Origin of the sequence: Reyranella massiliensis 521 (assembly GCF_000312425.1) — a bacterium.
In the GTDB taxonomy this organism is placed as follows: Bacteria; Pseudomonadota; Alphaproteobacteria; order Reyranellales; family Reyranellaceae; genus Reyranella; species Reyranella massiliensis.
This window is the reverse complement of the sequence record NZ_HE997181.1, coordinates 2,684,101-2,692,543: the sequence shown is the minus strand read 5'-3', so window position 1 is coordinate 2,692,543 and position 8,443 is coordinate 2,684,101. Positions and strand designations below refer to the sequence as shown.

8 protein-coding genes are annotated in these 8,443 nt (G+C 66.4%); 5 read left to right on the top strand and 3 right to left on the bottom strand.

All coding sequences use genetic code 11. From position 1 onward, the window contains the following. Positions 1–121 precede the first annotated feature (121 nt). From BN60_RS13270 to BN60_RS13260, 3 genes are all read left to right on the top strand, one after another. Positions 122–2,077 (top strand): hypothetical protein, encoded by a 1,956-nt coding sequence (locus tag BN60_RS13270; RefSeq protein ID WP_020696553.1) that lies wholly within the window; start codon positions 122–124, stop codon positions 2,075–2,077. A 176-nt stretch (positions 2,078–2,253) separates the two neighbouring features. Then, on the top strand, positions 2,254–3,123 hold the full coding sequence (locus tag BN60_RS13265) for a DUF7946 domain-containing protein (protein WP_148283407.1): 870 nt from the start codon (positions 2,254–2,256) through the stop codon (positions 3,121–3,123). Positions 3,124–3,209: 86 nt separating this feature from the next. Then, positions 3,210–4,073 (top strand): dienelactone hydrolase family protein, encoded by an 864-nt coding sequence (locus tag BN60_RS13260; RefSeq protein WP_020696551.1) that lies wholly within the window; start codon positions 3,210–3,212, stop codon positions 4,071–4,073. Positions 4,074–4,116: 43 nt separating this feature from the next. Here the strand turns inward: BN60_RS13260 and BN60_RS13255 are convergent, their stop codons facing one another. From BN60_RS13255 to BN60_RS13245, 3 genes are all read right to left on the bottom strand, one after another. After that, positions 4,117–4,398 carry a helix-turn-helix domain-containing protein gene (locus BN60_RS13255; protein ID WP_043285533.1) on the bottom strand — a complete coding sequence of 94 codons (282 nt, stop codon included), beginning with the start codon at positions 4,396–4,398 and terminating at the stop codon, positions 4,117–4,119. A 25-nt stretch (positions 4,399–4,423) separates the two neighbouring features. Next, on the bottom strand, positions 4,424–4,735 hold the full coding sequence (locus tag BN60_RS13250; RefSeq protein WP_020696549.1) for a type II toxin-antitoxin system RelE/ParE family toxin: 312 nt from the start codon (positions 4,733–4,735) through the stop codon (positions 4,424–4,426). Positions 4,736–4,903: 168 nt separating this feature from the next. Further along, positions 4,904–5,560 carry a glutathione S-transferase family protein gene (locus BN60_RS13245; RefSeq protein WP_020696548.1) on the bottom strand — a complete coding sequence of 219 codons (657 nt, stop codon included), beginning with the start codon at positions 5,558–5,560 and terminating at the stop codon, positions 4,904–4,906. A 338-nt stretch (positions 5,561–5,898) separates the two neighbouring features. Between BN60_RS13245 and groL the strand changes: the two genes are divergently transcribed. After that, on the top strand, positions 5,899–7,539 hold the full coding sequence (gene groL, locus BN60_RS13240; protein ID WP_020696547.1) for a chaperonin GroEL: 1,641 nt from the start codon (positions 5,899–5,901) through the stop codon (positions 7,537–7,539). Positions 7,540–7,569: 30 nt separating this feature from the next. Beyond that, on the top strand, positions 7,570–8,085 hold the full coding sequence (locus BN60_RS13235) for a hypothetical protein (protein ID WP_020696546.1): 516 nt from the start codon (positions 7,570–7,572) through the stop codon (positions 8,083–8,085). Positions 8,086–8,443 lie beyond the last annotated feature (358 nt).

Here is an 8,443-nt window from a genome sequence, read left to right as displayed (position 1 = left end):
GCCCCATGACCCCTCCGTCAGCGCAGACGGCGCCACCTCCCCATTTGAATGGGGAGGCTTCTTGTCATCCTGAGCGCAGCGAAGGATCTCATGCCGGTTGCCCCACTCATGGCAGACGGCGATGAGGTCCTTCGCTGCGCTCAGGACGACAGAGACCATCGAAGCCGCCTACGACCTGATCGCCAAGGTCCCGGTCTCCGGCCGCACGGTGCTCGACCACGCGGCCGAACTGCCGCGCAACGAACGCGGCGCGTACCTGATCGCTGCGGCCGCGCACTTTGCGGGCCTGGTGCCCGAGGCGCACCGCTACCGCCTGCTGCCGGTCGATCTCCGCACCTTCGTCGAGAGCCGGCGCTATCTCGGCCGCCGCGGCATCGTCTATCCCGCGGTGATGGCGGCGATCGCCGAGATGAACGACGGCAGCTATGTCGAGAGCGTGCTGACCGGCGGCATCGGCTCGGGCAAGACCACGGCCGCGCTGCTGGGCATGGCGTGGCAGCACTATCTGCTCTCCGTGCTGAAGGACCCGCACGCCGCCTACGGCCTCGATCCGGCGTCGGAGATCCTGAGCGTGTTCCAGTCGATGAACGCGCGCACCGCCCGCGACAACGACTATACGCGCTTCCGCCACATGATCGCGGCCTCGCCCTATTTCCGCGAGGTCTTCCCGCCCGACGCCACGCGCGGCGCCGAGATCGCCTTTCCCCGCCGCATCGTGGCGCGCTCGCTGACCGGCAACGTCCACGCCGCCATCGGCGCCAACGTGATGAACGCGCTGCTCGACGAAATCAATTTCATGCAGATCGTCGAGGACTCCGCGCAGGCCGCCGACGGCGGCGTCTTCGACCAGGCGCTGGAGATGTACAACGGCATCGTGCGCCGCCGTAAGTCGCGCTTCCTGAAGGACGGCCGGCTGCCCGGCATGATCTATCTCGTCTCGTCCAAGCGCTATCCGGGCGAATTCACCGACCGCAAGATCGAGGAGGCGCGGCGCGAACGGGCCGAACGCGGCCGCAGCTCGATCTTCGTCTATGACCGCACCGTCTACGACATCAAACCCGCCGGCACCTACGGCGCGGCGCGCTGGAGCCTGTTCCTGGGCGACACGACGCGCCGGCCGCGCATCCTGAGTGACGAGGAAAGTGGGGAGGAGGGCGCGGCCGTACCGCCCGAAGACGCGCACCTGATCCGCCGCATCCCGCACGAGTTCAGGTCGGAGTTCGAGCACGATCTCCTGTCGGCGATCCGCGACATCGCGGGCTGCTCGACCCTGGCGACGAACCCCTATCTCATCAACACGGAAGCCGTGGCCGCCGCCTTCGGCGCGCGGCCCTCGGTGCTCTCATTGGAGCGCACGGATTTCGTGACGACGCGGCCCGCGATCCTGCGCGAGCACATCGCCGAGCCGCAGGAGCCGCGGCTCGCGCATGTCGATCTTGCCGTCAGCGGCGACAGCGCGGGCGTGGCGGTCGGCTATGTCGAGCGCTTCGTCGACGTGCCGCGTTCGGGGATGGAAGGGGGCAGCACCATCGAACGGATGCCCAGGATCGCCTTCGACCTCGTGCTGGAAGTGACGCCGCCGCGCAACGGCGAGATCGAGTTCGAGAGCCTGCGCCGGCTGTTCTATGCCCTGCGCGAGGCCGGCATGAACCTGAAGTGGATCGGCTTCGACACCTATCAGTCGCGGGACAGCATCCAGCTTCTGCGCCAGCAGGGGTTCGTCACCGGCACGCAATCCATGGACGCCGACTCCACCGCCTACGACGTCGCCAAGACCGCGCTCTACGACGGCCGGGTCGCCGCCCCGGCCCACGACCACGCCCGCACCGAATTGATCCGCCTCGAACGCGACCCCAGGACCGGCCGCATCGACCACCCCGCCGGCTTCTCCAAGGACTGCGCCGACGCCATGGCCGGCGTCATCTACGGCCTCACCTATCGACGCGACACCTGGGCCCGCCACGGCGAATCCATGACGGCGATCCTGCAATCGATTGCACGGAAGATGGAGCAGAAGGACGCGAAGTCCGAAACCGCAAGAGCCGCGGGGCAGGGACGGCATTTGTCCTCATCCTGAGGAGGCCCGAAGGGCCGTCTCGAAGGATGGGAACGAGCACCTTGTACGCCTTGGCACAGCGTAGGGCACTTTGAACCAAAGCATGTATCAGCTGTCAAAGCAGTAACCGTTCCGTTTGACGCCTTTCCTGTCGGATGCTCTCTTTGCGTGCATAAGAGGTGTGGGGGATCTATCGAATGGAAGAGCCGAACGATGGCAGGGTCTTTACGGCCATTCGTATTCGTTACGATGGTGTCGACGCCAGTCATCACCAAATCGATCTTCATCAGCTAGGACAATCATTGCAGGGCGCCGCCCGGCTAATAGCCGTTTCCAGCCACATTGCACTACGTGAAGAATACATTTCGCGAACACCTGCAATGGCGGTGCGCGTACTAGCGGAGCCACCTCGGGCACATTGTTTTGATGTGAATGCAGTCATTTACTGGTCAATGGCAGCGCTGCCCATCGTAAAGGCCGCGGCACCCAAGGCTGTGGAGGCAATAGTGACTTACTTCATCAAGACATTCGCCAAGCCTAGCGAAGCGTCCAAGGCGCTGGATGTAGCAGGCCAAGCTGTCGAAGCCCTGCGACAGGTGTCAATGAAGACGATAGAGAGCGGCGACAAACACGCTGCGAATTTACGTGATGTGTTGATGATCGCTGCGCAAGACCAACGCCCAGCACTACGAAACTTCTCGGCCCCCATTGGCGCATCGGCGTCGACGGCGACCATTGGTGATCCTCAAACGGCGTATCCCATCGATGTGGCCGCGCGGCAGCTGATTGATGCGGAACCAAAAGTAACATACGGGCTCACGCAGCCCTTTACCGTGTTCATTTCGGAGCTGGATACCCAAACGGGTCACGGGAAAGTGGCAATCAAGGGGGCGGAAGAGGGAAAGCGCTTCCCTTGCGTGATCGGTGATCCGGTCGTGAAGGAGGCCCGTAGCGCTTATTCTTCCGCTCTTGATGCGCAAAGATGGCTCACGGTTTCTGCAAAACCACATCTGAATATCAACGGCGATATTGAGCGTCTCACGATCCTTGATACCGTTAATAACTAGTGGAGCAGACCAAGATGGGGTCTCCTTAGCAAGCGGCTGAAATCAGCTTAGCTTTGCGAATCCGGACTCATGACGAAGAGGCGAGCATGAGAAGGATCGTCGGCACGTTGTTATCGGCCATCGTCATGGCCGTGCTGCTCGCGGCGGCGCCGGAAGCGGCGGCAGAGACGGTCCGGTTTCCTGTGGCGACGAGTCCGCCGACGCCGTTGCAGGAGCGGCTCGCGCGCGAGCGTGGGCAGCCGCTCGCCGCCCAGTCGCCCGCCATCGAGTTGACCGGCGAGCTTTATCGTCCGGCCGGCGCGGGGCCTTTTCCGGCCGTGGTGTCGTTGCATGGATGTGCGGGCCAGCCGTCCCGCGCGGTCGTGGATGCCGCCGGCGCGGCTTACGTCGCGCTCGGCTATGCGCTGCTGGTCGTCGACAGCTTCGGTCCACGCGGCGTCACGCAGCGCTGCGCGACCGAATCCGGCGCTCCGGCGGACCGGATCATGGATGCCTATGGTGCCTTGCTCTATCTCGCGGGCCTTCCATTCATCGATCCCGACAGGATCGCCGTCGTTGGCTATTCGCAGGGCGCCGATACGGCACTCGGGGCGGTCAAGCGGGGCGGCATCGAAACGCAGTTCGACCGGAAGTTCCGCGCCGCCATTGCCTACTTTCCCTATTGCGTCGCCTCCTATGGCGCCGTGTCGGTGCCGGCCGTCATCCTGATCGGCGAACTCGACGAGGCGACGCCGGCGCGCGCCTGCCGGGACATGATGGCCAAGCGGAGCGGCGAGGGCGCGCCGCTGCGGCTCGTGGTCTATCCCGGCGCGCATCATGCGTTCACCAGCTCCCGCCTGCGCGGCAAGCCGGAAACGACCTACGGCTACCGCAACGAATATAACGAGGCCGCAGCTCGGGCCGCCTGGGACGAAGAGCGTGCCGCTTTGCGCGCGGCCTTCGGGCGTTAGTTTTCCTGCCGTCCGGCCGTGCAATCGATTGCACGGGCGACGCCTACGCCGCCTTGTCGATCCTGAGCCTGACCTGAAGGTGTGCGCGATCTGCCAGGTCGATCAGCGCGTCGAGGCTGAACTTCTCGATGCGGCCGCGCAGCAGGTCGTTCAGGCGCGGCTGCGTGACCTGCAATCGCCGCGCCGCTTCGGCCTGCGTCGTCTTCCAGCCGGCGATGCGCTGGCGGAGCGCGATCAACAGGTCCGACCGCATGGTCATGCTGGCCGCCACCGCGGGCGTGTCTTCCAGCGCGTCCCACACATTGGCGAAGCGCTGGCGCTTCAACTTGGGCTTCATGTCCATCCTCTCGTCACAGCAGGCGCAGTCTCAGCGCCGCCACGTCCAGTTCCCGTTTCGCCGTCGCCTGCGTCTTCTTCCGGAAGGCATGCAGCACATAGACGGCATCGGCCCGCGTCGCGACGTAGAGCACCCGAAACGCGCCGCTCCCGTCGCGAAGGCGAATCTCGCGGACGGCCGGGCCGACGCTCTTCATGGGCTTCCAGTCCGTCGGATCGAGGCCATGTTGAACCTGTCGAAGCTCGAAGCCCGCCTGCCGGCGCACTCTCTCCGGAAACTCCCGAACCCTGTCGAGCGAATCGCCCAGGAAGACGACAGGCTTCATGCGCTCCTGCCGTTTATATCAAAATGGATATAGGGAGACAATTTGTCATTCGAGGAGAAATATGGATGCGCCGGAAATAAGTAAAGCAACCAGAAGTGGCGAGGCATGAAGCGCCGTCGAGCGCAGGCAGCGCGAGCTTCGGCCTCTGCTCATCCGCAGGGCACGAAGTCACGCCTTCCGTGCCGCCTCGAACACCGCCAGCTGCGCCGCGAAGGCTCGCTTGTAGGCAGGGCGCGCGACGCCGCGGGCGATGTAGGCGGGGAGGTTGGGCGTGGCGTCGAGCAGGCCCGAGCTTTCCAGGCGGCGCAGCACCGTCACCATCAGCAGGTCGCCGGCGCTGAAGTCGCCGTCGAGCCAGGGGGCATCGCCCAGCCGGCGCGAGAGCTGGTCGAGCCGGGTGCGGATGCGCTCCTCCAGGATCGGCCGGCGCGCCTCGAACCAGTCCTTGCCGCGCTCCACGTAGGTCGCCATCTCGCGCTCGACGATGGGCGGCTCCACCGTGCTGAGCGCGGCGAACATCCAGGCGATGGCGCGCGAGCGGGCGTCGGCGTCGGCCGGCAGCAGGCCCGGACGGCGCTCCGCGATCCGCAGCACGATGGCGCCGGACTCGAACAGCGCGAGGTCGCCTTCCTCGTAGGTCGGGATCTGGCCGAACGGCTGAAGCGCCAGGTGCGCGGGCTTCTTCATCGCCTCGAACGAGACGAGACGGACGTCGTAGGGCTGACCCGTCTCTTCGAGCGCCCAGCGCACGCGCATGTCGCGCGCCAGCCCGCGGCCGCGATCCGGCGACGATTCGAAGGCGGTGATCGTGATGGTCGTCGTCATCGTCTTTCTCCCTGGCGTGGTTCTCCCTGGCATGGTTCTCCCAGGCGCGGCTGTCTGGAAGACGGGCGCGCCGGCGCGATTCCGACATCCGCCGCCTCTCCGTCGGGATGGGGAGGTGCCGCCGTCGCGCGCCGGCGGAGGGGCGGGGGCGGGGCGAGGGGGCAGATATCGCTTGTCTAGTTGCCCGGGGCACACCAAGTCTCTATCGGTAGACCGGGCCCGGCCATCGTCAGGAAGTCGATGGCGTAAACGCTGGTTGGATCGGCCTGTCTGTCGCTACCGGCGTCCAGCCTCCCGGCTCCTGCTTCCCGTCTTTCAGTCCAACAAGGAAAAAGAACATGTCAGCGAAGGAAGTACGCTTCGGCGGCGATGCCCGCACCCGCATGATCCGCGGCGTCGATGTCCTGGCCGATTCGGTCAAGGTGACGCTGGGGCCCAAGGGCCGCAACGTCGTGCTCGACAAGTCGTTCGGCGCGCCGCGCATCACCAAGGACGGCGTGACCGTGGCCAAGGAAATCGAGCTTTCCGACAAGTTCGAGAACATGGGCGCCCAGCTCGTGCGCGAGGTCGCGACGCGGACGTCGGATGCGGCCGGCGACGGCACCACGACGGCCACCGTGCTCGCCCAGGCGATCGTCCGCGAAGGCGCCAAGTCGGTGGCCGCGGGCATGAACCCGATGGACCTCAAGCGCGGCATCGACCTCGCCGCCGAGCTGGTGATGGAGGAGCTGAAGACGCGCTCGCGCAAGGTCTCGACCGGCGAGGAGATCGCCCAGGTCGGCACCGTCTCGGCCAACGGCGACAAGGCGATCGGCGCCATGATCGCCAAGGCGATGGACAAGGTCGGCACCAGCGGCGTGATCACCGTCGAGGAGGCCAAGAGCTTCGAGACCGAGCTGTCGGTCGTCGAGGGCATGCAGTTCGACCGCGGCTATCTCTCGCCCTACTTCATCACCAACCCCGAGAAGATGATCGCCGAACTCGACAACCCCTACATCCTGATCCACGAAAAGAAGCTGTCGGGCCTGCAGCCGCTGCTGCCGCTGCTCGAACTGGTGGTCCAGTCCGGCCGGCCGCTGCTGATCATCGCCGAGGAGATCGAGGGCGAGGCGCTGGCCACCCTGGTGGTGAACAAGCTGCGCGGCGGGCTGAAGGTCGCGGCCGTGAAGGCGCCGGGCTTCGGCGACCGCCGCAAGGCCATGCTGGAGGACATCGCGATCCTGACGGCGGGCCGCGAGATCAGCGAGGATCTCGGCATCAAGCTCGAAAACGTCACGCTCGACATGCTGGGCACCGCCAAGAAGGTCCATCTCGACAAGGACAACACCACGATCATCGACGGCGCGGGCAAGAAGAAGGACATCGAGAGCCGCATCGGCCAGATCAAGGCGCAGATCGAGGAGACCGCCTCCGACTACGACCGCGAGAAGCTGCAGGAGCGGCTGGCCAAGCTCGCGGGCGGCGTCGCCATCATCAAGGTGGGCGGGGCGACCGAGATCGAGGTCAAGGAGAAGAAGGACAGGGTCGAGGACGCCATGCACGCCACCAAGGCCGCGGTCGAGGAGGGCGTGGTGGCCGGCGGCGGTGCCGCGCTGCTCTATGCCACGCGCGTGCTCGACGGCAAGCGCGGCGGCAACCACGACCAGCAGGTCGGCATCGACATCGTGCGGCGCGCGCTGCAGGCGCCGGTGCGCCAGATCGCGGCGAATGCCGGCTTCGACGGCGCCGTGGTCGCGGGCCACATGCTCGACCAGAAGGACCACGCCTACGGCTTCGACGCCCAGAAGGGCGAGTACGTGAACATGATCAAGGCGGGCGTCATCGATCCCACCAAGGTGGTGCGCACCGCGCTGCAGGGCGCGGTCTCGGTGGCGGGCCTGCTGATCACCACCGAAGCGATGGTGGTGGAAGCGCCGAAGGCCGACAACGGCATGCCCGCGATGCCGGGCGGAGGCATGGGCGGCGGGATGGGATTCTAGGCGCACGCGCCATACACGCAGGAGGTCGTCATGACCTTGAGACCGGAGTACACGCTCGGCCACTCGCCCTACAACGAATTCCTCTTCGCCACGATCGGCGAGGAGAAGGCGGGCGTGCCGCTCTCGGTGTTCAGCGCCCTCACGCGACTGGGCTTCGATCCGTGGCGCGAGGCGGCGCGGCTGACGGCATTGCCGCGCGAGACCGCGGCGCGGGCCTTCGCCGTCACCATCGCGATGCTGCCCGAAGGCGACTGGAACGCCGCCGACTCCGAGGCGATCGCCGCGCGCCTGGTGAACTGGCTGCCGGCATCGGGCCCCACCCCGGTCGTTCCTGTGCTACAGATGAACGACAGGAAGCAAGCGGAAGGGACGGAAATGAACGGTGGATCGGGACTCGGGATGCTGCTGGCCTGCGGCATCCTCGCGGTGGCAGTGTTCCTTTTCGTGAAGGACATCACGACCGACAACAACCTCGAACGCAGCCGCGGCTCGACGCAGCAGATGCAGGGCGTGTCGCTGCAGTACCAAGGGGCCGCGCGCTCCTGAGCCCGGCGCGCCGGGCCGCACTCTCCGAACGGCGGCCGCGCCGTTCTGCGCGTCGGCGCGCGACGGCAGCACTCCTCGCACGATAGGCCGGCGGCAAGCCGGAAAGCTGCCGCCGATCGGCCGCCGCCTCCTCGTGGTCCCGGCGCGCCGGCTTCGTGCTCGCCGGCGCTGGCCGTTTTCCAACCGTGACGCTATGTTGGCGGCCGAACGGGGAGTGGCAGTCCCGTCCGGCCGGTTCAACCGGAACGGGCGGCGGCTGGAGAGTTGGGGACCATGACCAAAAAATCGGAAATCACCGGCACCGGCGGCCCGCCGGGGTCGCAGGCGTCGCGTCGTGGCGTGCTTCGGGCGGGCCTCG